At 37.5% G+C, this 26757-nt stretch carries 16 protein-coding genes; 4 read left to right on the top strand and 12 right to left on the bottom strand.

The window, feature by feature from the left end; translation table 11 throughout:
• Window positions 1–9 precede the first annotated feature (9 nt).
• The 9 genes from ACRD69_RS15130 to ACRD69_RS15090 all read right to left on the bottom strand — a co-directional run bounded on the left by ACRD69_RS15130 (window position 10) and on the right by ACRD69_RS15090 (window position 17429).
• On the bottom strand, window positions 10–1953 hold the full coding sequence (locus tag ACRD69_RS15130) for a methyl-accepting chemotaxis protein (protein ID WP_430815945.1): 1944 nt from the start codon (window positions 1951–1953) through the stop codon (window positions 10–12).
• Window positions 1954–1971: 18 nt separating this feature from the next.
• Entirely contained in the window at window positions 1972–2685 is a 714-nt protein-coding gene (locus tag ACRD69_RS15125; RefSeq protein WP_430815944.1) for a hypothetical protein, read from the bottom strand.
• Between the two features lie 173 nt (window positions 2686–2858).
• On the bottom strand, window positions 2859–3287 hold the full coding sequence (locus tag ACRD69_RS15120) for a hypothetical protein (protein WP_430815943.1): 429 nt from the start codon (window positions 3285–3287) through the stop codon (window positions 2859–2861).
• Between the two features lie 100 nt (window positions 3288–3387).
• Window positions 3388–4290, bottom strand: coding sequence for a hypothetical protein (locus tag ACRD69_RS15115; protein ID WP_430815942.1), 903 nt, complete (start codon window positions 4288–4290; stop codon window positions 3388–3390).
• A gap of 70 nt (window positions 4291–4360) precedes the next feature.
• Window positions 4361–5737, bottom strand: coding sequence for a RagB/SusD family nutrient uptake outer membrane protein (locus ACRD69_RS15110; RefSeq protein ID WP_430815941.1), 1377 nt, complete (start codon window positions 5735–5737; stop codon window positions 4361–4363).
• A gap of 15 nt (window positions 5738–5752) precedes the next feature.
• A complete protein-coding gene (locus ACRD69_RS15105) occupies window positions 5753–8827 on the bottom strand; it encodes a SusC/RagA family TonB-linked outer membrane protein (RefSeq protein ID WP_430815940.1) in 3075 nt (1024 codons plus the stop codon).
• Window positions 8828–9048: 221 nt separating this feature from the next.
• Window positions 9049–9495, bottom strand: coding sequence for a DUF4625 domain-containing protein (locus ACRD69_RS15100; protein WP_430815939.1), 447 nt, complete (start codon window positions 9493–9495; stop codon window positions 9049–9051).
• 95 nt (window positions 9496–9590) lie between these two features.
• Window positions 9591–17249, bottom strand: a complete 7659-nt coding sequence (locus ACRD69_RS15095) for a S8 family serine peptidase (RefSeq protein ID WP_430815938.1) — start codon at window positions 17247–17249, stop codon at window positions 9591–9593.
• 27 nt (window positions 17250–17276) lie between these two features.
• Window positions 17277–17429 (bottom strand): hypothetical protein, encoded by a 153-nt coding sequence (locus tag ACRD69_RS15090; RefSeq protein WP_430815937.1) that lies wholly within the window; start codon window positions 17427–17429, stop codon window positions 17277–17279.
• A gap of 522 nt (window positions 17430–17951) precedes the next feature.
• On the opposite strand from ACRD69_RS15090, the gene ACRD69_RS15085 reads away from it, so the two are divergent.
• Window positions 17952–19568 (top strand): tetratricopeptide repeat protein, encoded by a 1617-nt coding sequence (locus ACRD69_RS15085; protein WP_430815936.1) that lies wholly within the window; start codon window positions 17952–17954, stop codon window positions 19566–19568.
• 31 nt (window positions 19569–19599) lie between these two features.
• Here ACRD69_RS15085 and ACRD69_RS15080 read toward each other — a convergent pair whose 3' ends face one another.
• The gene (locus ACRD69_RS15080) at window positions 19600–19872 is read right to left on the bottom strand and encodes a hypothetical protein (RefSeq protein ID WP_430815935.1); all 273 of its coding nucleotides are present in this window, start codon (window positions 19870–19872) and stop codon (window positions 19600–19602) included.
• Between the two features lie 421 nt (window positions 19873–20293).
• On the opposite strand from ACRD69_RS15080, the gene ACRD69_RS15075 reads away from it, so the two are divergent.
• From ACRD69_RS15075 to ACRD69_RS15065, 3 genes are all read left to right on the top strand, one after another.
• Window positions 20294–21820, top strand: coding sequence for a T9SS type A sorting domain-containing protein (locus ACRD69_RS15075; protein WP_430815934.1), 1527 nt, complete (start codon window positions 20294–20296; stop codon window positions 21818–21820).
• A gap of 97 nt (window positions 21821–21917) precedes the next feature.
• Window positions 21918–23036 (top strand): porin, encoded by a 1119-nt coding sequence (locus ACRD69_RS15070; protein ID WP_430815933.1) that lies wholly within the window; start codon window positions 21918–21920, stop codon window positions 23034–23036.
• A gap of 49 nt (window positions 23037–23085) precedes the next feature.
• Complete coding sequence (locus tag ACRD69_RS15065; RefSeq protein ID WP_430815932.1) at window positions 23086–24597, top strand: methyl-accepting chemotaxis protein; 1512 nt, start codon at window positions 23086–23088, stop codon at window positions 24595–24597.
• 1177 nt (window positions 24598–25774) lie between these two features.
• On the opposite strand, the gene ACRD69_RS15060 is transcribed toward ACRD69_RS15065, so the two are convergent.
• Entirely contained in the window at window positions 25775–25921 is a 147-nt protein-coding gene (locus ACRD69_RS15060; RefSeq protein ID WP_430815931.1) for a hypothetical protein, read from the bottom strand.
• A 39-nt stretch (window positions 25922–25960) separates the two neighbouring features.
• The gene (locus tag ACRD69_RS15055) at window positions 25961–26518 is read right to left on the bottom strand and encodes a DUF4136 domain-containing protein (protein WP_430815930.1); all 558 of its coding nucleotides are present in this window, start codon (window positions 26516–26518) and stop codon (window positions 25961–25963) included.
• Window positions 26519–26757 lie beyond the last annotated feature (239 nt).

Here is a 26757-nt window from a genome sequence, read left to right as displayed (position 1 = left end):
AAACCAATATTATTTTGCAGTATTCGATATCTTAAAATAAGCTACTAATTCATTCAAATTACGAGATTGACTAGCCAGCTCTTCAGCAGACGCAGCCAATTCTTCTGAGGAAGACGAATTCTCCTGAGTAATGTTATTTAATTCCTGAATAGCAGCATTAACTTGTCCGGTTGCACTTTTTTGTTCTCGACTGGCAGCAGCAATTTCCTGTAAAAGATGAGTTGTTTTTTCAATTTGAGGCAACATTTCATTCATTTTATGACCTGCTTCTTCTGCCATGTTTAGTGTGCTTCTAGAATGATTCATAATTTCATCAGCTGCTACACGGCTGTTTTCTGCTAATTTGCGTACCTCAGCAGCAACAACAGCAAATCCCTTTCCATGCTCCCCTGCCCTTGCAGCTTCAACAGCGGCATTAAGGGCCAATATATTTGTCTGAATAGCAATCTCATTAATTATATCAATCTTTTCACTTATTAAACGTGTGGCATTAATGGTTTCATTGGATCGCGCAGAAACGCCTTGTATGCCAGATTGAGCCTTTAAAGAGATTAACTCGGTTTGCTGTGCATTATCAGTATTTTGCTCAATATTTGCAGCTATTTCTTCAGTGGTTGATGATATTTCTTCAACAGATGCAGCTTGTTCGTTTGCACCATGTGAAATTTGCTCTGCCATATTGCTAAACTGTTGACTCGCAGTATTGATTTTCTCAGCTCCTTCGATTATTGAGTGAACGACTTCCCTTAATTTGAACAACATGGATTTTAATGATTGCTCTAGCGTTCCTATTTCATCATGCCTTCCGGATTTCACGATTTTTGTTTCCAGGTTTCCTTCTGCTATGTCCCGCATCGTATCAACGACGTGAATGATTGGTCGTGTTATTTTTCGTGAAATCAAATGCGTAATGATAAATACAATACACACCCCAATCACTCCAATAATAAAAATGATCCAAGCTGTTCTCTTCGCATCGGCCATCACTTCTGATATCGGTATTTCTATCATCACTGACCATGGAGCATTTGTACTACCAATAATAACAGGACTAAAAATGCGAATAGCCTCTTTATTTGTAATCTCAGAAACAGTTTCATAATAATAGGACTCCCCTTTACGGATACAGTCACCTAGAGCGTTTGTATAACCACTAATCATTGTATCCAATGATGCTGCAAGATAATCATGGTTGGGGTGTGCGGCAATCATATTGTTATGGGTTACAATCATTGAGAAACCACTTTCATAGATTTTAGTTGCATTATTTAATTCCATTAATGTAGCAAAATCAAAATCTGTCCCAACAGCTCCTAAAAACTTTCCTTCCGATATCACTGGTGCAACAACCGACACGAGGTGAACCATATCTTTATCATCTCCTGTATAGCTATATTCCGCAGGGTCATCTACATACTGTTGCATTGTGTTTTTAGGTACCGTATAGTAATACGCTTCTAATTCGTCCAGATAATCTGAACTCAAGAATGTCGGTATTTCTCCGGAACTGAAATCCTGAGGTAGCAATTGCTCTCCATCCCTATAGTATGATGCAGAAAAGTAACCTATCTCCTGTTGGTATTTTTGGGCATACTCATCATCCTTGCCGTCGAATGCATTGGGTTCCCATAAGGTCCATGATGCAAAATAATGTTTGTTTGCTCCAACCACATTCTTCAACATTTGAGCCACCAAACTTCGTGACGGCTTTCCGTCCTGCATTTGTGCTTTAATTGCTTCAACTACAGTCTGGGATGACTGCATGGCATAATCGAAGTGGTTTTTAATCTTCGAGGCTTCTTCTTTTCCTTTCAATTCTGCAAACGCCCTGGCGTTTTGCCGAGAATTGTTCATTGTATTGTTTCCGATGATACCTAAGGCGATAATTGAAACACCAATAAAAGCTGATAATATGTAAATATTTAATTTAGCTTCTAGTCCTAACTTCTTCATCTGATTTATTGTTTTTGGTTAAAATGAAAGACCTGCCACAAAATGAACTGTTTCATTATCTGGATTGATCGAGAGAGAAGCCAACAATGGTAAACTTAATAAATCAGTAACAGGCAGCTCTTTTGATAGTGCTATGCCCAGGTTAACAACATTCAACTGGTCACTGTATAAACTTTCTTTAGGCGTTAGTCCGACGAAGGCTTGGACCGCTTGTTCTCCAATTGAAAAATCATAGCCCAACTCCAGGTAGGTAGAAAAATAATTATCCCCATTTTCATCCAAATCATTTCCATATAACATTACAGCAGCAGTAAATGACATTGGCAAGTTTTGAAAATCTCCAACTTGCAGAATAGCCTCTAAGGCGTGACTGGTAGAACCTTTTGACCAATCAAAATAATTGTGTGTTGTAAATAATGAATCGACCGGAGAGAAATAATCATTTAAAGTCAGTGTAAAACTTCCGACACTATAAGAAACATACATATCCAATTCCTGATATGGTTCCTTAGCAAAAGTATAAGATGCCCAAGAACCTATGATAAGATTCCCCTTATTGTATTCAAGGTATGGTTGTATTACCGGAGACGTACTTAAACTCATACCACGCCATACAAAACGGGTCATTAAGTCTAATCCAACGTCAATGGAAGCATTCCGGCTTTGCGCCTGAACTGATAGTGTTAGTGCCAAAAGAAAATGGCATAAAAATATTATCGTTTTAATTTTCATATTAGGGTTAGTTAGAATTTTTGTTCTTTCATCGTTGTAACGAATACGCACCTTTAATACACTTGAGAAAAAGTTTGAGAGGACTACTCGCGATTGCCCATATTCATCCCAATACATATTTAACTACAAACCAATTACTTGACGCATAAAAAAAGATAATTATAATTGTTTGGTTATTGAGCACTTAATAAAGCAATGACATCTTCGATAAAACCAATTTCTTTTCCTCTTACCCCAAGCCATGTACAAGCAGAATTAACCGTATCGTGTACCATAAAATCCAATGGTAAATGATATGATAACTCAATAAATAAAGTGTAATAAGCTACTTGCACAGGTGTTGAACTTAAAACCGACACTTTATTACTATCATTATGGTAAAAACAGTTTGATAAATATTCAACAAAATCAACCAAGTCTTTTTTATTGAACTTAATAGATGCATTACGAAAATCGGATATAAAATGATACGAAGGATTATACTTGTTATCATCAAATAATTCCTCTTTTAAAGCTACGAGCTCTCGTTCGGTAACCTCACCTTCATATACTTCTACAATAAGCTTTTCCCGCTCCAATATATAGTAAGTTGTACTGTTCATTGTCCTTTAGTTACCTTAATAAAAACCTAATAAACACCATATGGGCTACCCGTCGCGTTCGATAAGATAGCCCATAATAATCCTATTTATTAACTTAAACCTATTGTTTTCTCAATATTGGATTTATATATAGATCTTCATAATAGCCCTCGTTTGGTCCACCTGTAAAAGCGATGGCAAAAGGTGTACGGAATACAATTTCACCTGCTGACAAATCGATATCAGCAACAATTTTTGTGTCAACAACCACACCTCCAGGCTCTTCATCATCACCATAAATCGTTAAAATATGCGTTCCATCATTATAAGTTTCCTGCTCGGACTGGATACTTAATGTTAAAGCTTCCATATCTACTTCTGCCCTTACCTTTGTACACTGTGCAAAATCACCATGATCGCGGTAGAATCCAATAACGATATCCACTTCTGTTGTACTTCCAGGAACAGAGAAAATCTGGTTTTCTTCTGTTAGTCCACTTCCATTCCATGGCGAATCCCAATAAAGCAAATAAGAGCCTAATATTGGTGCCAAAGGATGTTCATCATCAATAATGGTGATTTCAAACTCCGAATTTTCACCATTGGCCAAACCATGGGTGGCGCCGATATTATTGGATGCTAAAACTAATTTGAATTTCTTATCACCATCAATATCCTCATTATTGATCAGCTCAATCTCAATGGACTCATAAAATTCACCATTAAACGAAATTGTGCTATTACCAGTTAAAATTTTAAAATCATCACCTTCAATAGCAGGATTCTCATATCCTTCGGTAATCACTTCAAAACTAACATTACCCTCTGCAATGCTTCTGGCAATGTATACCGGAATGTATAAATTATTTGTTCCATTCTCTGCAGTTGCCAATGCACTGCCTTCAAATGCAAAAAAGGCATCCTTATCATCAAATAACTGTTTTTCTACCTCACCGCAGGAGGTGAGCAGAACCATCACTGCCAATAAAGCTGTAATAGTTTGAAATATATTATTTATCCTCATTTTATTGTCGTTAAAAGTTCAGAAACAAAGAACCATTATTTTCTTAAACAGCCCTTATCAACGAAATCAATTAATTACTGTAACCATCATTTTGAATCATATTCTCATTCGCAAAAATCTCTGTTTGCGGAATTGGGAAAACAAAACGATAATCGCCAGCCTCAAGTGTACGTGAAGTCGTCTCAGAATCCTCAGGCAGACGCTCAATTCCAAGTCCCCAACGCTTTAAGTCATAAAAACGGTGCCCTTCGTATGCTAACTCACGGCGACGCTCGTCCATCACAGCCTGCATGGTTTCAGACTGTGAAGCAAAACTTAATACTCCAGGTGATGCCAATCGGTGATTACGCAAGTGATTCAATTCTGCAGCAGCTTCATTAAGCATTGATTTCTGTGCATAGGCCTCCGCCTTAATAAGTACCATCTCTGACACACGGAAAACTTTTACATCATTAGCATTCTTTTTATCATTCGGACGTCCAATGTGTTTCCCTACAATATCCTGATTATCTTCATCAGTCGCAAAAAAAGCATATTGGCGAATATCATCCGTTGCATATTGATTCATTAAATCATAGGAAGGGTGAAAGAAGATATCATTGTTAGTAGAGCGTTGGTAATAATTGCCAATCCCTGAGCTTTCACGACGTAAACGGAAAATAACTTCTACATTGTCTTCCATCTCGTCACGCCATATATCTGAATATTCCTCAATGGTAGCAAGTCGAAAACCACCTAATCCAATGGCCTCATCAGCAGCAGCTATAGCCATATCCCATTCGCGCATATACTGGGCCACACGCGCCTTCAGCGCATAAGCAGCCGACTTGGTCATAAAGTAGTTTTTTTCGCGTCTATCCGACAAAGCCGGAATCGCCGCATCAATGTCCTTTAAGATATTTTGATACACCACCCCTTGTGGCAGTCTAGACGGATACGTTACACCTGATTCAAATTTATACGGAGTACCTAATGGATCATTGGCCTCATAGTTTTTACAGTACATACGCACCACATTGAAATGCCCATAGGCACGTGTGAAAAGACATTCTCCAATGATTCGTTGAACCGTTTCATCCTCCGCATCAAATTTGCCAGCAATGGTAAGTATTCGATTGGCTCTGTCCACTAATTTAGCCTGCTCATTCCAGGTTCCGGCTAAATCACCGGTTGATGAATTATAATCCCAATTGTGCACCTGCACACCCTGACCGGTATTGGCCAATGAATAACGTAAATCGTCGCTGGCCCAGTCACTCATACCGACAATATTATGACTGCCATACGAATTGATAACTCCAATCATTCCTTTTTCAAGGTCCTCGATGGTTTCATACGCTTTACTATCACTAATATAATCCGTTGGTTCAATGTCTAATGAACACCCTGTCATTGTTATAATAACAGCCCAAAGAACGGATACGATATTTAATTTTATTTTTTTCATTCTTAAAATCCTCCATTAGAAGTTAACATCCAAACCAAAAGAAACCGTTCGCGGTGTTGGATACTCATATTGTGCAATGTTATTACTATCCTCCGGATCAAAGCCTGTCCACTTAGTCCATGTATATAAGTTTTGACCTTGGGCATACACACGTAAGCCTTTGATGATCCCAACACGATTTAATAAATTTTTCGGGAAGTTATAAGCTACTGTCAAATTGCGGAAGCGGATATACGAGGCATCTTCAATATCCTTCGATGAAAAGTTACGTTGCGAATGCACCCCTTGTATGTCAGTTATATCGCCAGGCTGGCGCCACACATTCAACATAGCTGTTGACTGGTTAAACTGGGCAAAGTTTGGATTCTCCTGGAAAAACTTCTGGTTATTAAAACGTGAGAATCCCTGTGCAAACGAGAAGTCGGCCATAATCTCAAGACCTTTATAACTTAATGCCGTATTAAACCCACCAAAGAACGGCGGCTCCGATGTTCCAAACTCAGCAATGTTATCATCAGCACTGTAGTTATTGGTAATATCCCCATCAATAGTATAATACATGGCTTCACCTGTAGCCGGATTAACCCCTGCCCATTTCACCAGGTAGTGCGATCCTAAAGGTAAACCTTCACGAATAATGGATGTACCCCACTCAAATTCACTAACCTGCCCTAAGTCCAGAATTTCATTATCGTTATACGATAAAGTAGTTCCAATGCTCCATGTCAGATTGCGCTGACGGATTAAATCGTAATTAATGCCCAATTCAATCCCACGGTTGCGCATTTTACCGGCGTTGGTTGTTTTTTTATTGCCAATAACACCATCCCAGACCGAAAAAGTTTGCTCAATAAACAGGTCAGATGTTATATCATTGTAAACATCCAATGCACCATGTAAGCGGTTCGCAAATAAATTATAGTCGAAACCGGCATTAAACTTATTGGCTACCTCCCACTTAATATTTGGATCGCCCGTTTGTGACAAAATGTAACCTGCATAAGTTGCGTAGGAGCTATTGGTCCATAGGGTCATGTGTTCATAATGACCTAATCCGGCCTGGTTACCATTGGTACCGTAACTTATGCGAAACTTCAGATTGTTTATCCAGTCAAGACCAGTCATAAACGATTCACGTGTTATATCATAGGTCAATCCTACCGAATAAAATATACCGTATTTATTGTTTTCACCAAAAGCTGATGAACCATCGCGTCGCAAGCTGGCACTTAGGGTATAACGGTCATTGTAGGTGTAGTTAAACATGGAGAACAAGGAGAACATGGCGCGTTCGGCTTTATACCCGCTTACATCCGGAATGTAATTATTAGTGTTAGTACCTGGCGTTATAGCAAACGGTGTTTCAGGCAACTTAGGTTCCAGTCCATAACCCGTCATACCAAATCCAAAATAATCCCGTTTTACGTACTCAGACCCAATTACAGCACTTAACAAATGCATGTCACCCAGCATCTTTTTAAAGTCCAATGTATTAGCAAAAGTGGTCTCCGTTCGACGACTAAAATCCTCTGATATAGATCCATCACGATACACATCTCCTTCACCAGCAAGGCTTGACGCATGTGACTCCGGATCAACCCATCGTTCTCTCAAGCTATGACGGTAATCAATCCCATATTGTGTTTTGGCCGTTAAATACGGTAAAATATCCCAGGATACATTGAAGGCTGATACAAACTTTGTTTCTTCTTGTTTGCGTGTTGAATGTGACATTAAATCCAATACATTCGCACCAGTATTATTGTAAGCTGCATATCGTTTATTCTCCTCTTCAGTCAGATAGGGATTGTTATATTTATAGTTACCTGTTATATAACTACCATCCGCATCATCTGGATTCTCCCATGGGTTAGCCAGATACACAGCTGCAAACGGGTTATTTAAGGCAATACCGCCTTCACTTTCGATGGCATTTATTTTTGACTGCCCCAACGACGTGATAATGCCCACCTTAATTTTATCGGAGATCTGGTGATCCAGGTTTAAACGACCTGAGTTACGTGTAATATCAGAACGATCAGATAATCCTTCCTGGAAATAGTTTTGATAAGACACATAGAAACGGGTTTTCTCATTACCGCCTGACATATTCACCTCGTTACTCATGGTTTTACCGGTACGAAACATATAGTCTTGCCAATTGGTTTCAATACCTCTTAAACGGGCTAACTCAGCATCCTGCGCCGCTTTTGCTTCTGGGTTAAGAGTCGCATAATTCGGGTTTAACGGGCTAAATTCCCAACCTGGCCCTTTTTGCGCCACCTCTTCAAACCACAGCTTCTCTTCGGTATTCATCATGTCAAACTTCTCACGTGTTTTAAATGATAAGCCCGACTGATGACGATAATTGACCTGGGTGGCTCCTTGCTTACCGCGTTTGGTGGTGATTAAGATAACCCCGTTACTGGCTCGCGAACCATATATTGCAGTTGAAGAAGCATCTTTCAGAACCGCCACACTCTCAAAATCGTTGGCATTCAAGGATGCAAAAACACCAGATTCTATGGGTACACCATCTACCACATACAATGGGTCATTGGATGCCATAATAGATCCGTTACCACGTACACGTACTTTAGTGTCTCCTGATCCCGGCTGACCAGATCCTGTTACAATATGCAAACCAGCAGCTTTACCTTGCAACATTTGATCGAAACTGGCAATCGGTACCTGTTCAAGTTCTTTGGCATCCACGGTACTAATAGCCCCTTTCAACCCAACTTTGCCCTTGGTACCATAGGCAGACACGACCACTTCTTCTACGCCGATTGATTCGGTTTCCATCACCACATCTATTTTACTGCGCCCTTGAATGGTAACTTCCTGCATTTGCATTCCCACAAAAGAGAATACCAGAACTTCAGATTCTTCGGGTATTTCAAGGTGGTATATACCATCAATATTCGTGACAGTTCCGATGGTTGTTCCCTTAACAACCACGGACACACCCGGTACAGACAGACCATCTTCTTTGCCTGTCACTACTCCTGTTATCTGGTGTATTTGTGCCTGAAGCACACCTATGCACATGAATAACAGAAGCATCATTAAATAAGATACTTTCTTCATAAGATTCATTTTGAATTTAATGCCTTTTAATCTGCTCAGAAAGAAGCAGAGGCTAACTGACCATTTATCCACCTTGTATGTTTTAAGATGTGAATGGCATCAATATTACTAATATGATTGTTTTGCTGACTGTAAAATAAAACTAACTACTCTGTATTATGCCTGAAGGGCAGGTCTTGTGACAATACCATTACCTGCTCTTCAAACACAATCTAAACACTTTAGTAAATTTTTACATTAACGGAGTAAACGATATAATTTCCTGCTTCATCTACCAATTTGGCATTAAGAACATAGTCACCCGACATGATGTCACTTGGTATCACCTGTTTAAAAGCCTGATAAGCAGAAACCTCATCCTCAGTTCCTTGTAAGTGAACAAGATCACTTTCTGGTGTCCATGGAATATCCCACCCTTTTAAGGATTTTAGTTTTGAAAGGCTTAACTCGCAATGCGCCAGTTCTACATCATCGGAGAAGGTGCCTTCAAAAATGATGGATGATCCTCGTAAGAAAGTTTCACCTTCAAGCGGCATCGTAATTGTACCTGTCGGCTTTATTAAATCTTTTACAGCTTCATCATCGTCTCCAGAACAAGCAGTTAACACCAATGATAAAGTAAGTGCTGTATATAAAAATCTGAATTTCAAACTATTTCTAATCTTCATCTGTCTCATTTTTATAATAAGGGGAGGAAACATGGATTTATTAACTAACCTATATGCGTTCCCGGCATTGCATGCTTCCTTCCCATTATTTGTATTTACTTCTTAATCACTTTAGTTACCATTGTTTCTTCTCCAACTGATAATTCGATGAAATAAACACCTGGCTCAAGCTTCGACATATTCAGTTTCATCTGAGACATATGATAAGTATTTCCAACAATTTCAGTCATTACAACAGCTCCGCTGATATCTATTACTTTGATGATAGATTCTTTGCTGATATTGATTTCTGACCATGACACCGTTGTAGAAGTTTCAACAGGGTTTGGATAAACTGTCAGACCATTTGTCAGATCATTATCATCAATACCCGTGCGCATGCGCGCTACTAAGTCAAAGGTTGTTACAACCATTGCTTCATTATAATCAAATGCCTTAATAGTAACTGGTAGACTACCAATGGTTGATGAACCAAAGATGACTTTATCTTCAGAAATAAATGTTTCAAAACCATCAGGTAGTTCAGCCAACACCTCAAATTGAAGCATATCGCCATCTGGATCTGTAAACATTTCATTCAAATCAATGGTAGCGATACTATCCTGAGGTAAAGTAATCATCAGTGATTCAATTGGTGCTGCTACCTGTGGTGCGCGATTCACGTTGATCACATCCACGGTAATGGTAAATGAACTTGGATTACCGTATGCATCTTCTCCAATTACTTCATACTTATGGATACCAGCACTTTCATAGTTTGTTGTCAACTCGAAGTTTAATACACCATCAGCAAAAGTCGCCTTCACATCTTCATAAATATCAGCCATGCGTATGGTGAAACCATCACCTTCGGCATCTGCCGCTAATACATCCAGACTTAACACTTCTCCTTCTTTAACTGACACAAAAGTTTCTTTACCCAGATTAAAGATTGGTCCCTGATTTTTATTCAAGGTAACAGGAATGACTGTTCTTGTTTTGTATGGATCATTTGTTAATATGGTCATCTCGGCTTTATTAACACCATAGTCAGCATAGTTAGCTGCAAATTTCATATTAACATCCAGTTCTACACCTTCTGCTACCTCACCACTTAGCTCAGTAACTATTTCAGCCCACACTGCTACTTTAAACTCAGACTCACAGGCTTTGGTCATCCATCCCCAATCAGCAAAGCCCGCATCGATAATGTCAAACCAGTTTTCTCCTTCACCAAACATAAATCGGCCTTCGGACTGCTCATCTACAACAGCGGCGCCCTGAGGATATTCTGCTCCAATCGGGAACTGCATTACAATAAAGAAATACTCTTCAGGGAAGAACAATTGTGACTCATCCAGTTCTATTGTTATGAATGATCCATGTACATCTGTGGCATCAATAATATGTTGAAACTTCTGACTATAAACTTCCTGACAGTTTTGTATCATCCTATCGCCAGTATAAACTTTCACAACAATATCAGATTCCAACCATTCGCCAGGCGTATACCATGTTTTCACATGTGTCAGGTTAAAACCATCTTTCGGTGCCTGAAAACGTGTTGCTGAATGGAAGATCATTCCACCACCATATCCTAAAGCTTTTTCAGGCTGTTCAGCGTTTTCATATTGCAACACACGGTTGTATTCATCTACTGAGGTATTCTTCAATTTCTTATTTATTTCAGCGTCTTGCGCAAGTAATGGAACCGAAGATGTTGTATTTTTAAGGATGGCTGAAGTCGTACTTTGTACTTCTGGTAACTCTCTGATAAACCTAATATCTAGTTCGTAGTCTAGTCCTGAATGGCCTTCTACATTACCTAGCTTAAAGCTGAAATCTTCGGTATAATCAGTTGTTGGTGCGAAAATATCAATTCGCTCCTGCTTTAATCCTAATACAGGAGGTAACTCTGGTGCTGCATTTATGCTAATCGATAAATCCTCTCCACTCTCCAAATCATTTTGAAGTAACAACACATCATTGATAACATCGGCTGTGGTAGGTGCAATCTTCACACGCATTTTCAGTCCTTCGTTGGGCTGTACCATCTGATTTATCCATAATATTGTTGGATTTAATTCTTTAACGTCAACCCACATCATCTGTGTTTCATCTCCAAGACCAAAGGCCATTGGCACCCATGCCTCAACTTCTGCATTCTTCACATTGGCCAAATTGAATTTTGAAATTCCAAGTGCTTTATTACCTGCGTTGAAAATTTCAAATTCTTTGATAAACTCGTGTCCATATGCCTGTACAACACCAAAGTCAAGCTCAGCAGGATATTCTGGTGCAGCTTCGCCAGTAACTGTTAAATCAACAGAGATAGCATATTCACCAGCATCAGGCGTATTGTTATACAATACTAAATCGTGATGATAATCTCCCGCATAAATATTCTTAGCACTTAATAAAAGCTCAAGGCTTTTGGTTTGCCCTGGTTCAATAATTATTTTTTCAAGTGGTGCAAACAATAAGGCTGTTCTATCTTTAACGATACCATAAGTTCCCCACCCAACAGTGATTCCATCGGTACCATCGGCGTTTTCAAGTCCAATACCTGAGAAACTAGTCAATGATTCACCAGGTATATCAGCCATATTATACTGGAACTTAATATTTCCATCTGGATACAGAATTACCTGAAACGAAATTGGGTATGACATATAGAATCCATCAATGTATTTATACCACTCGATAATAACCCTATCTTCATTCTTGTGGTAATACACGCCTGCTCCTTCTTCCCACCATGTTGGATAAATAAAACCCCACATAGGAGCAACAACGTTATTTGGTTCTAAAGGTGCTGGAAAAACACCATTCGCTCCAAAAGCCTCTGCTACATCTGTTTCGGTAAAAGTTAGTACTCCATTGGCACCTAGATAAACCTTGTTATAGTTTTGCCCATAATAGTTGAAATCAAATGGTAATTCAACTGCTTCTGTCCAGGCTGGCCCCAAGTTCTCCCAGGCATCAAGCACGCCAACAAAAGTGCCTGTCTCATTTATTTCTTCCCAAATATAAGTTGGTCCGCCTTCGTCCTCACTTCTGGTCCACGTATAAGTAAATTCAGACACGTCATTGGCCAAAACACTTGCTTCACTAACTGTTAACCAATCGTTTCCTATTGGTGCCAGCTCTAAATTATTACCTCCATTATTGGTAATATTAATTAAATGAACAGCTTCCTCCTGATCACCTAATGTTTGTGTTATGCTAATAATGTCAGAATTAATTTGAGGCGCTTCGATAATCTCAGCACTTAAATTAATATTAAACTCTCGACCACTATGAGTCGTAATGGTCATTACGTCTTCTTTAAGCCCCAAGATGTCTGATTTAACAGCAATATTATATTTTACTTTCCTTTTAGGTGCCAGTCCAACCGGAATATCACCACTCACCGTAAACAAATCATTAGCAAATGTGACACTTTTAATCGTATCATTGGCTCGCCCCTCATTTACAACCCATAGAATATTCTCAATGACATCAGTTTGAAAAACCTGTCCGTAATCAAACTCTTCATTGCTGATAATTAGGTCTGGAGCACCTCCACTTGTGACATTTATATCAAGGCTAACAATACCAGGATTATTAAACGGATCGTTAGTTAATATTGGAATATTCTCAACATGATTACCAACATTAAGGATATCTGTACTGACGTTAAAATTAATTTTTAATGACTCTCCTGCCTGCACTACCCCTTCCGGATTAGAAATTTCAGTAACCAAGCCAAGTCCTGGATTAGTGATTCTAATACACATTTCATTCCCTATTGCTAAGTTCTCTGAGTATTGTTGCGAAATCAGCAAACCATCATCTGTCGTTTTGTCTTCGATACCAAAGAACGACCACATGGTCACATCCTCTTGTGGCAAACTAGCAAAGTCCTTATAATGAAACTCAATATTACCATTTGGATAAAGTACAATTTGATAGGTAATTAATGCGTCAATCCATTTCCAGGCTGTTTTATCGTAATAGCCATAGTTCACCTTATCGTACTGAACTATAAACTTGTCTCCAAAATCCTGATAATAGATTTTGCCCCAGAAGTTAAGGTCATGCCATTTACCCAAAGCTGAAATAAAACGGTCCTGAGTAGAGCTATGTTTAAAATAGATGGGCGAACTACTAAATACAGAATTCGTATCAAAACTTAATAAACCAAAGTTGGTGATATACACCTTGCTTTCCTGTTTACCAAAGAATGGAAAATCAAAACCAAGCTCTACAGGATAGTAGAAGTGAGTACGTTCTCGTGAATAATCCTCAAGCAATGTTCCACTGTTGCTTATTTCTGTCCAATTATATTCAGGCAGTTCATAGCTACCTCCATGGTTATCATTATAGGTATAACCATACTTACAGAAGTCACCAGTCACCTCGCCAACGGTTTCGCCGCTTGAGAAAGCTGGAAAATAGTATGACAATGGAAAGTTTCCAGTGTTATTAATATAAAATTCACCCGTCAGTTTATCGCCAATAGCTACATCTTCAAAAGTTATCGTATCGGGAGCCAATTCCATTACTGGTGGTTCAGCGCATACGCCAATAACATTAAATACGTATTGCTGACCATTGGTATTACTCAATGTTACTTTAGAGCTAGAATTACCGTATTCCTTAGGATTAAAAACAATTTGGAAGGTATACTCACTAAGCGGATTAATAGTGGTAGTTGAGCCTACCAGATCAAATATACCATCCGCATTGGAGAAACTGAATGTTGGTTTATGGAATTTGCCATAACCTTCGTTGCGTAAAGTTACTTCCATTACCTTTTGCTTTCCGTATATAACACTACCAAAGTCAACAATCGGCTCACCTTTAATAATTGGCTGCTGACCACTTACTTCTACCCATGTTTGCGCACGTAGCTGTGGTTCTTCCGTTTGGTTGGTTTCTACAACAACATTAGCTTTATAGGTACCATTGATCACCTCACTGGCATCTAAACCAACCTCTATTGGTGTAAATTCTCCAGTCAATAATTCCCCTTCACTAGGTGTTATCGTTAAATATTCACCCGGAGTCTTTAGAAGGCTTACTGCATTAGTTGCCCAAATAATAGAATTATCATAATACATATCTTCAAACAGCGCCCAGGATTTACCCATATTCAAACTGATGTAACAGTTCTCTGAATCTTCCTTTTCCAATTCAACAGAGGCACCCAAAGGATATAGATTGCCAGATGGAATATGAATAACCAACCAAAAATGCTCTCCGTTATTAAAGAAGATTTGTTCTTTAAGGTTAATTAAGTTCCAATTTTCTTGTGTATTACTAATTTCCTCCGAGTACATCAGTTTTGCCTCACTGATATCCCAGCCAGAGAATACCTGAAAGATGGCAGGCTTTTCTTTCGTTCCTTCATAATTCAGGAAGAATTCGGCATGTGTTAAGTTAAAACCCTCTTCATATTCTACGGTGAAACGCGTTGCCGATGAATTGGTATAGCTTGTGTCTGTTTCACCAATATAATAATACCTTGCTCCATAAGGATCGATATAGGACATACCTTCACGAATCTCCTCCTGAGCAAACAGTTCCATTTTACCATAAAATGGCGCATTACAAACTTGTAATTTAGCAGTACTAAAATTAACATCCGGATTGTTTCTTAAGTAGTTAGGCGTCGAAACAGTATTCGCATCAATACTTTCTACATGACGCTGCAATACTTCCCAGCGCAATAATCCTTCACCGTCGTTGTGTAGGTTAAAGCTATTGCTACCCTCGATTTCGACATGTGCATCAATATTAATTGGCATATAATAAACAGTGTCGTAAATATCACCTTCTTCCTCAGTCCAATTAACATACTCTGCATGCATTATAAAGTCAGATTTATCAATCCAGGCATCAGGTCCACTATTAGTTGTGGCCATTACTTCGTTTGAAAATTCTGAACGATTACCCCATCGGTCCAATGATCGAATGCGGAAATAATAATCTGTAAGGGCTTTTAGTTCTGGCACTTCAAAACCAACTACTTCACCAAGTTTTTTATCATTCGACATGGTTCGTATTTTGGCAAACTCAAGAGTTGCCTCGGTAATCGGCTGTTCTGCGTAGAGAATTTCATAAGAGGCCGCTAAGCCATCATGCTCATCTGCTGGCACCGTCCACTCTAATTTAATAAACTCCTGTGTAACACCAACTACTGATAAATCACTTGTCGCAAGCGGACCTATTTCAGTATCTTCTACCAATGATAAAACCGCATCACTAATGCCTCGCCCCAAACGACCAATATATGGTTCATTTTCTGGAACCGTATCAATATTAACTACTCCTGTTAATAAGTGCGTTCTTAACTTTTCAGGTGTAAATCCTACGCCTCCATATTCTGATAATATCAAAGCTGCAATACCACTCACATGCGGACAAGCCATAGATGTACCATCCAAATATCCATAAGCATTGCTATTAAAGGTACTTAATACACCATTTGAATATCCATCATCTTCTTGACCTTCCGGCATAAAAGCATCATCACCTGATTCCCCGCCGGGAGCTGATATATCGACTGTTTCATGATAGTTTGAATATGATGCTTTACCTCTTTTGGCATCTAAAGAAGATACGGAAATCACATTTTCGTATGCAGCAGGCCAATGATCTATATCCGATGCATTATTACCAGAAGCGAAAATAACAATACCACCTTTCATTGGGCTACCGGCATAATCCCCAGCTTCTTCAATAAAATAATCGATTGCATCCAGTGTAGCCTGATTGACATATCCTGGCGTTGAGTAGCCCCATGAATTCTGTGAGATAACAGCCCCATTGTTGGCTGCATAAACGTAAGATTCTGGTGTATTACCAGTACTAACCCCACCAAATAACTGAAGTGTCATCATTTTCACACCAGGTGTATTTTCATCTCCACCTGCTACACCTGATACTCCTATTCTATTATTATTCATGGCTCCAACTGTACCGGCAACGTGAGTACCGTGATAGTCTGGAGTTACGGCTCCTTTGTTTTCGGCAAAATTAAATCCATACACATCATCTTTCCAACCATTGCCATCGTCATCAACAAATTCCTCACCATTTAACTCTGCCTCATTCACCCACATATTAGCATGCAAATCTTCATGATCCCAATCAACACCCTGATCATGAATCGCCACGATAACCTCAGAAGAACCAACAGAGGTATTCCATGCTTCAAACAGGTTAATATCAGCTCCCTCATATCCTCCTGTTTGACCGGTATTGTTATAATGCCATTGCATTGGTAAATACGGATCATTAAATGGCATATTTTCACTTCGATTGGTGCTTAATAAAGTAGCTACATCCTCTTCACTCAGGTATCTTGGTTCACCTCCAATTAAAGATGCCTCATAAACAGGTTCAGCCATCTCCACTTCTGACAATTCTTTATATTGATTCGTCACGGTCATTACATCAGCCCTGCCTGAGTAACTCACCTCATACCACAAATGCAAACCATGCTTTTGCAGCTTATGCTCAAATTTAGGATCATATCTGAACAAGCGCTTCATTTGTGTCGCTCCGTAAGTCGCTGCCAGGTTATCCATTGGATATATCCCCACCTCTATGGGACTTCCGTCAGTGGATTTCAGTTCTTTGACCTGTTCTGAGAGTTCCGGTTTCATTTTAATCCAAAACACCCCTTGTTTTGTAAGTGGTTCTGCATTCTGTGCAAATGATGCTGATCCATTCATTAACATCAACAGCACCAACAGTACACACTTAAAATGTAAATTATACTTCATAAATTAATTGTTTAGTAATCTATTAACTTATCTTCCCTTTTTTCCTTTTGATTTCTGAGTCTGGCTTAACCGTTTTTTCGACAACTCTTCCAATAATTTCTTAAAGGCATCTATTTCAGCTTGCCGCATGTCGATCTTATCTGCAATCAACTGGTCGATATCTTTAGATTTATCATTCATTTTTAAAAGTGTCATTTTCGGATTAATCTAATTTTTTACTATTCAATGCAATGGTCGTACTTTTAAGATTCAGGAAAGAGAAATTAACCATAGGCGGGTTCCTACAAATACGCAAATCGTGCTAATAAAACTTCTACAATACAATTTATCAGCAAACGAACACTACTACATCAACAGACTCTTATCATTAATAATGTGTACATTATAACCTTAACAATACTTAATTAGAGCGAATTTTCATTTACTTGATTATCCATGGATAAATCGGTTGATAATCTTAAAATAAACAGAATGTTTAGTAAGTTTACCGCCATAATAAGAAAGGCAAAACCTTGAGAATTTATAGCTATTATAATTGAAGTGAATTTTCAATACACGAATATTGTGTACTTTGCAACACTTTTATTTATTCAGAAGTAACACTAGTATAAAGTATGCGTATGAATAAATCAAACCTATCATGATATTAATTAATTAATTCAATTTCATTTACGACTATAACTGTTTATACCATTACCTCTCATGAGAAGTATTACTTGTTCCATATTAATCTTAAGCTTGTTTGGTTTTAGTGCAATGACACAGGATCAATTAAAAATAGACAGCCTTCAAGTTAGTTATCAATTTGCCGATTCAGATACTCAAAAGATTAACCTACTTTGGGAAATGGCAGAACAATATATGACCAATGATTACAGCAAAGCACTTAATAAACATCAACAAGCTTTGGAAATTGCGACAACTATTGATAATGAATACCGAATTGCAAAATCCAATATGCTGATAGGTAAAGTACACGCACTTTCAGGAGATTATGACGATGCTTTAAAAAATGCCATGTTAGGAATTAACACTTTTAAAAAGCAGGAAAAACATTTTGAATTATATGAGTGTAATATATTGATAGGTATCGTACATGATCGAATTGCTAAATATGATGATGCATTGAAGTACTATTTTAATGCGATTAACATTGCCAATAAAATAAAAACCTCCAATACTTCCACAAAAAACTTAAGAGAACACGTACTCTATAATAACATTGGCAATATCTATTTTGCAAAAAAAGAGTATGATAAATCAATTGAATACTATGATCAAGCTATTCAATCAGCAAAATCTAATAAGGATTTAATAAATCTGGCTGTTCATTATAATAATAAAGGACGCGTTTTCGATAGAATTAAAGACTATGAACCGGCACAAAAGTTCCTTCATTTAGGCCTTGACACAAGAATAGAGATTAAAGATAAAGCGGGTATGGCAAAATCTCATTATTTTCTTTGTGCACATTATATGAAACTAATGGATTTTGATAAAGCCTTGAACCATGCTCATCAATCACTGAAACTTGGTAAAGAGGTTGGCTCAATACAAACTCAATACAATGCCATCTACTTTCTTTACGAGATAAATTACAAGAAAGGCAACTTTAAGAAAGCAGCTGACCTACATGTTGACTACAAACAATTAAGCGACAGCATGTACAATAGCCAGACGATGAATGAAATAACTCGCTTAAAAATGCAGGCAGATTTTAATGATAAAGAAGCTCAACGAAAACTGACTGTGCAAAGAACTCAGTTTCAATATGCCGCTGTTGTTATTATTTTAATTAGCTGCCTAATTGTTATGGTCTTTGTATACATGCTACTTAAAGCTAAAGCCAAAGGTATTAAAGTCGAAAATGATGGTCTTGAAAAAGATATAGAATTAAAAAACAAAGAGCTGGCCACCAATGTAATGTATATGGTTCGCAAAAATGAGATGATTAACGGTGTTGCAAAGAAGCTGCTCGAACTAAAAAAACAATCGAAGGACGAAAACAAAAGATCAATTCAGAATATTATAATTGAATTACAAGCTGAAGTGGATAAAAATGTGTGGAAAGAGTTTGAATTACGCTTTCAGAATGTGCACAATGAATTCTATGAACAATTAGCTGAACGTCATCCTGATTTAAGCCCTAACGAAAGCAGACTGGTAGCCTTCCTGCGTCTGAATATGACCACTAAAGAAATTGCTGCCATAACACACCAAAACATTAAAAGTGTGGAGGTTGCACGTGCTCGACTGCGCAAAAAATTAAACCTGACTGGAACAGACACCAACCTCGTAACTTATTTAAATAGTTTCTGATTCGGTATTAATCCAAATGCATTGAATAAAGCTATAAAGGCGCTATTTCAGGTCTGGGCAACTCCATCTGCTCCAGTGCCTGCTCAATACCACATTCATCAATTCCATCTACCAGCTCAACATTTTCCTGTTCCCTGGTACAAAGTCTAATATTAATACCTACCAGCAATATGACGAATGCTAAACCAATTCTTATGTTCTTACTTAATCTTACCATAGGCTGCATGTTGATGTTTAAGCAAAGTTGCCACACCTCACCCACAATTAATATCCCATACAGACAAGTCGTTAGTCCCATCTTCATAAATGTCATTTTTTTTATCCCATAACTTACCAGTAAAAAGGAATTCGATGGAGATCCTGCATCATCGCTTTATAAACTCACCAATTAAACGAACCTATTCCCCATTTTTTTCATTACATAATCTATTTGCATTCAGCTTACCTGTTAAGGTACTTGGGTACTGTATCTCAACTCTTTTACCTCCAATATGTAGTAGTAATAACTCAACTTCAAATTGACCTGTAGAAGCTTTTTTATAGCCTATTATTCCGATGTAGAAACCTGACTAAGGTCATATTTTTTAGGTGCATAAAATAAATCTGCAATATCGTGTTCAGAAAATAATAAGTGAGAACAAACTGTGATAAACAACTAGAACTCACAAAGCGATATCTATTTTAAACGTGAAACAGGTAAAACAATTAATTTAAAATTTATGAGTATGAAAAAATTGTACATTTTAATGGCAGTAATAATTGCTGTAACAAGCTTGCAGGCGCAAGAACTTTTGAAAGATATTAATGTTGGTACAAATGGAAGTAACCCAATTAACTTTACCGAATTTAATGGCAAAGTTATCTTTACAGCCTCCGATGAGAATTATATTACGCATTTATGGCAGACTAATGGCGAAGAAACGGGCACAGTAATGCTTAAAGATATTTACACTGTACCAAACATCTCTAATTTTTCAAACTTTACCATCTTAAACAATGAGTTATATTTCAATGCAACTCTAGATGCAAATGAAGCTACAGAATGGAAAGGCATATATAAAATGAGTACAGATGGTACTTTCACGCAAATTATTAACCTTACAAATGGTGGTGGATTAATGGGGGCCACTTATTATGATGGCATTATGTACACAACAGCAACATCGGATGATTATATGGATATATATTTGAATCAACATGATTTAGGTACTGGAGTTTCGCAACGTGTTCCTGTTTCTGATGCCAATAAGGCAGAAAGCAAAGTAGCTGACATGGCAACCGTTAATGGTAGAATACTCGTTTACACAGGACGATTGGATGAAGTTGATGTAAGAGGTCGTGAATTATATGAATATCTACCAGAAACGCAAAATTTCACTCTAGTAAAAGAATTTTTAGAAGGAGCTTCTTATGTCCAAGAAGGATGGTTTGGTTCAACGCAGCCAAATGACGCAGGAATTAAATATATGACCGAATATAACAACAAACTATACTTTGTTGCCAATATTCCAGATGGAGAATATCAGGACCCTACAGCTCAAGCACAATTAAAAGCTGTATTATGGGAAACTGATGGTACCGCAGCAAACACCAAAATGATCACAGAAACAGAAGGGATAAGTATCGCGACAACAAATCCTTTTTCAATTATTGATGGAAAGCTATATTTTGAAGGTGATGATGGCACAAATGGCATTGAGCTTTGGGTTTATGACATTGAGGCTAATACGAAATCAATGCTAACCAATGTTTCGAGAGAATTTGGAACGAGTGCCAGAGGTTTCTGTACTGACGGTACCAATATTTACTTTTCTGCTAATGATGGTGAATCAAGCTGGACAGATATGTTATACAAAACTGATGGTATTTCAGCACCAGTTGTACTTACAACTGACATTACTTATGTCAACCCTGTTGCGGCAACTAATGGGAAGATCGTTTTTACAGCAACTTCTGCAACTGATGGTGCAGGATATGAATTATATGTATACGATCCAAGCACTGCCACTGCCATTGGCGACACACCAACTTCAAAAACTTTTAACATTTACCCTAACCCAACACAGGGGGTATTAAATGTAAAAGGTGCAGAAGGCGATGCTACTTATAAATTATATAGTCTGGCGGGTGCTGTTGCCCAGCAAGGTAAAATTACGAATGAACAAATTACATTAAATGTGGCTAGAGGCGTTTATATGTTAGAAATTTCTGCGGGTGCTACCTCTGAAGTTCAGAAGGTAGTCATTAAATAGGTTGGGAAATTCTGAGATGGATAAGAGGGGCTGATTCAGTCCCTCTTTTTGAGTGAAAATAGGTCTTATCTGAATAAAAACGAAACAAGCCAATTTTATGAAAAATCAAAGACTAAAGTATGCCTGGATAACAATTTCAATTATACTACATTTAGTCAACAATATCTGTCCGTTTGCAGGGCAATTATACGCACAAGAGTCTCCTGTTAAGTTTTCACCAACGTTAAAATGGACTGGTTTTACGAATATTTGGTCGGGCTATGCGCAGCGCGACTCTCTTGATGCATATTACGGACTTAATGTTCGACACTTAAGAATAAAAGCCTCTGGTAAACTGGCACCACAAGTCAAGTATACGGTACAATTCGCTTTCGACAGAGGTAATCCTGCATTGCTGGATGTACACTTAAGTTATGAACATAATGACTTTTTTAAAGTACGCTTTGGTCAATTTGGTGTTCCAGGAGCAAAAACTGGCGCTTTGTCATCGCCAATGTGGTCAACCACCAAAATGGTTTTTAATGACAGAAGTACGATTACTCAGAATTGGATGTCAAATACAGGACTTAAAGGCTACAGAGCAGGTGGCATCATGATTTACGGTCAAATACTTAAAAGAAAATTACATTATTTTTTCATGGGTGCTTTCCCTAATACCGGACCTAACTACTATTGGAATTCGAGTGTAAAGAATCCTTCATATGAGGATAATGAAAACAGACGTGCATTATTTACCCGACTGGAGTATCGACCAATAGATGAAATAGAGATGGGCATTAGTTATAATATCGGTAAATCTTCAGGCGATACTACAACCATTGACAGGGCCTCGTATAGCGCTCATTTTCTGTTAAAAAAAGAAAAGTTACGTCTGATGGCTGAGTATATTGCAGGTGAAAATAATCATTACACTCACAATATAAGGAACAAAAACTATTCATACCTTGGCTATTTATTTGAATTGTCATATCATCTTAATTCGCAAATAGAACCCTCTATTCGCTTTGATTCGTATCAACCCGATACCAATAAAACAGATAACTTTGGTTTTAATAAATACGATAATATTACACTGGGAGTTAATTATTACCCAAGCAAAAACATTGCATTGATGACGAATTATATTATTCGTTCTGAATCAAATATTAGCAATGACTACACCCTACATAACAACATCTTATTTGTCCAACTAAGGTTTTTATTTAAAGCTTCATAAGCCGATAATATAACAAAATGCATATTTCGGTCGACTAAAAAAAAGGGATATGAAAACCACATTTAAACAAAAGCTTACTTTGCTTAATACCTTAAGCATTTGTTCCATATTGTTCTTGGTAATACTAAACCTATTAATGGTTAATGGCCTAAAAAAAGATTTTTTCGCCATGAAATCGATGCAGATTGATGGCAAAATAGCAACGCTCAACATAACAGCAGACATGAATTACATCAGTCGCTTAAGTCGCAACATCATGCTAGGCAGTGATTTTGAGAAGGATATGATAAAAATGAATAGCAGGATCAAAAGCATTGAAAACAACTTTGATTTACTGGAGTCATCCTTAGCTTTTGAGAATGAGAAGGCTGTTTTTGAAAAATCAAAAGGTGCTGCGTTAAACTTCATTTACGATGCCAGAGACTTTTCTAATAAATATCAAGATCTTAATCCTGCTGAAAAACACACTAAATACCCTGAATATACAGAGAGAGCTACCCCATTGGCTGTTGAGTCAAGGAAATACTTTAACGAGATTGTGAAATTAAAAGATGAATATTTTACCAAGGAAATGGCTAAGTACGAAGGTCGAATTAGTTCAACCCAAAGCATTTCATCAATAACTGCTCTGATTGTTAGTCTATTAATTATTGTTGTCACGCTTTACTTCACTCGAAATATTCTTAATACGCTAGGCGCTGACCCACACAAATTATCAGAAATTGCTCGAAATATTTCCAATGGTGATATTATAACACACAATACACATAAAGTAATAAACAGCAGTGTACTCGCTTCTATGCACTTGATGCAAAGCAGATTGCGAGAAATTGTTTTGTCCATTAAAAATGGTTCAGACCATATTGCCAATGCCAGTAAACAGGTTAGTCATTCATCACAGCACATGAGCCAGGGTGCAACTCAACAAGCATCATCAGTTGAAGAAGTATCAAGTACAATGGAAGAAATTGTTTCCAATATTCAGCAAAATACTTATAACGCACAGCAAACTCAACGAACATCAGGTGAAGCCAATAATGAAATTAAAGATGTAGCTAGAAGTTCAGGAAAAGCGGTTGAAGCCAATAAAAAAATAGCCGATAAGATTAACATTGTTAGTGAAATTGCCTTCCAGACAAATATTTTGGCCTTAAATGCTACCGTTGAAGCTGCTCGGGCCGGCGAACAAGGTAAGGGATTTGCCGTTGTGGCAGGTGAAGTTCGAAAACTGGCAGAACGAAGTAAAAAAGCTGCTGAAGAAATAATAACATTGGCCGAAAACAGCCTTGAGTTAACTCAGGAAGCCAGAGAAGTTATGATACAGCTTATGCCTAAAATAGATCAAACATCGCTTTTAGTACAGGAGATTACAAGTGCAAGTATGGAGCAAAGCAGTGGAGCAGATCAGGTAAATAGTGCCATTCAGCAATTAAACGAGGTAACCCAACAAAATGCTGCTGCCAGTGAAGAGTTAGCTACCAGTGCTGAAGAGATGAACAACCAGGCCAATCGGCTAAAAGACATGATTGCCTTCTTCAAATTTGACAATAACAATTCGTAAATAGTAACTCAACAAATCATATTAGATTTTAGAGTAAACCTTGGATAGCGTCTCTAGGGAGAATCTGTTTCAGATTCTCTTTTTTAATTTACTACACCTTATCTAATAAAATCAAAATAGAGTATTGCAGAATCAAGTCATGAAACATTTGTATCTGATTTTTTTTTGAATTAAGTGTAAAAGGCAGAACTTGATTTTACAGACAACGTGACTAGGTTTTTAGAACCCCATCTGACATTTCATTTTCTTTCATTTTTTTCCATCAATATCACTCTGCACTTTTGATTGAAGTGTATTGATAAAATAATCATCTGATACCTTCATAAGCTGTCAAATAAATCAAGTTTATCAGGTCAGATAGTGGAAAGTACAAAATATGAATATCTGAAAGTAAACTTTTTACCTTAAGACAATAAGGTTATTAAAGATGTCGTTTGTTTATTGGATATGCCTTTCTTGAGCCTAATAACTTTTAAGGACGAATTCTGATAACAGAGTTCGTATCTAATCGCACTCTTTTACCTAACCCCTAACAGTTATTATAAATCTTAATGAAAATTAAAATCCCAAGATGTAATGAAGAATATCTTAATTGTTTTAATTGTTGATTGGTTAGTATTAATGCCCTTCATTATTCTACTACTCAGAAGAATATTCAAGTACTCAGCCATGAGCATGATATCCATTATATCGACATTGGTCATCAATTTTATCGTATCTATCGCCATTGGGCTTGGCATCTACCAGTCAATCATGTATTATTTTTTCCTTATCCCTTTGATTGTTGCATTGACAGTACTTGCGCTATCATGCTATCTAAACCAAAAATGTTTTTCATTAAGTCATCTTATCAGTAATGTAAAGCAAACTAAACCATGCCACAATACGATTCAATCAATCCTAAAAGAAACACTGAAACACTCTGAACAACATATAGTTAACAAGAGACCAAACAAATCACCATCTAATTTGCATGATCCTGTTACTACTATGATAATTCTTGGATTAACAGATAAGCAGCTTCCTACAACTAATTATCAATCACCTACCCTCTATAAATACCTATCTAAGCCGGATTCTGATAATTCCACGTTTGTAATAAAAACAAAAAAGGACAGATGTCAAGCTTAATGCTTTCCATCTGTCCTTATCAACCTATCTCTATACATAATTTTTGCTACAAAAACTTATTCATTAATACCAGGACAAAAAAACCTATAAATATTGCAATCCCTTTGATAATTATGCCGGAATCAAATTCAGGTTCCTGCTCAAATCGCTTTTCATATTCAAACTTATCTTGCTCTTTCATAATCTTTTTCATTTATCGTTTAGTTTTTCTTTTATTATATGTCAATGACTTTTAAGATCGATACTTACTTATTGGAAATTCTTCAAACACTTTCGCAATAACCTCATTAATCTTTTTCTCAGCTTTTTTAGAATTTCCCTTGATTTGATCCTGTGCAGTACCAATCCAAAGTACCTCCTCTGTTTCTCTGTCTACAACTGCAATCTGCAGTTTTCCATTGGTTGTGGTGTATTCCTGACTATCACTGGTACTGGAAGCCATGCCATAGCCACCATAACGACCTCTTACTCCATATCGACCAGGAGCATAATAATTGGTATTAGTTGTATAGTTCCTTTGTGTTTCCAAACCTACTCCCCATACAATTATCAATTCTGCTTCTTCTGCCTGTTTTAAGCCCCGAATCTGACTTTCATATTGTATGGCTTCCTCTACACGCTGAACATTTAATGCGTTTATTTGAGAACCATTAGTACCTGTTTGATATACTACCTCAAAAGTTGAGAAGGAGGAGAAATTGGCATTACGTGCCTGATCAGTTGTTACTTTTGTTGATGAACAACTCGCTAAAAAAGCGATGACTGCGAATAAACCGATTATCTTTTTCATGACTCTTAATTTTATTGTTGACTTTTATTGATTTTATGACTCAAAGATGGGGATATTACTGCCAGATATTTAACCCGTTACGACTTACAAATATCCCCTTTAGACTTATGCCGGTGCAACGGTTGGTGGCTGGGCGATTGGATTCTCTGCTCCTGGTGCGATTGGCTGCTCGGGTGTTCCTTCAGGTGCTACATACTTATCATCGCTACTACATGAGGTAAACCCTAATCCAATGACAA

The sequence above is a fragment of the Carboxylicivirga agarovorans genome, from assembly GCF_050589845.1.
Lineage (GTDB): Bacteria > Bacteroidota > Bacteroidia > Bacteroidales > Marinilabiliaceae > Carboxylicivirga > Carboxylicivirga agarovorans.
The sequence above is the reverse complement of the archived record's forward strand: the minus strand, read 5'-3'. Positions and strand labels throughout refer to the sequence as shown.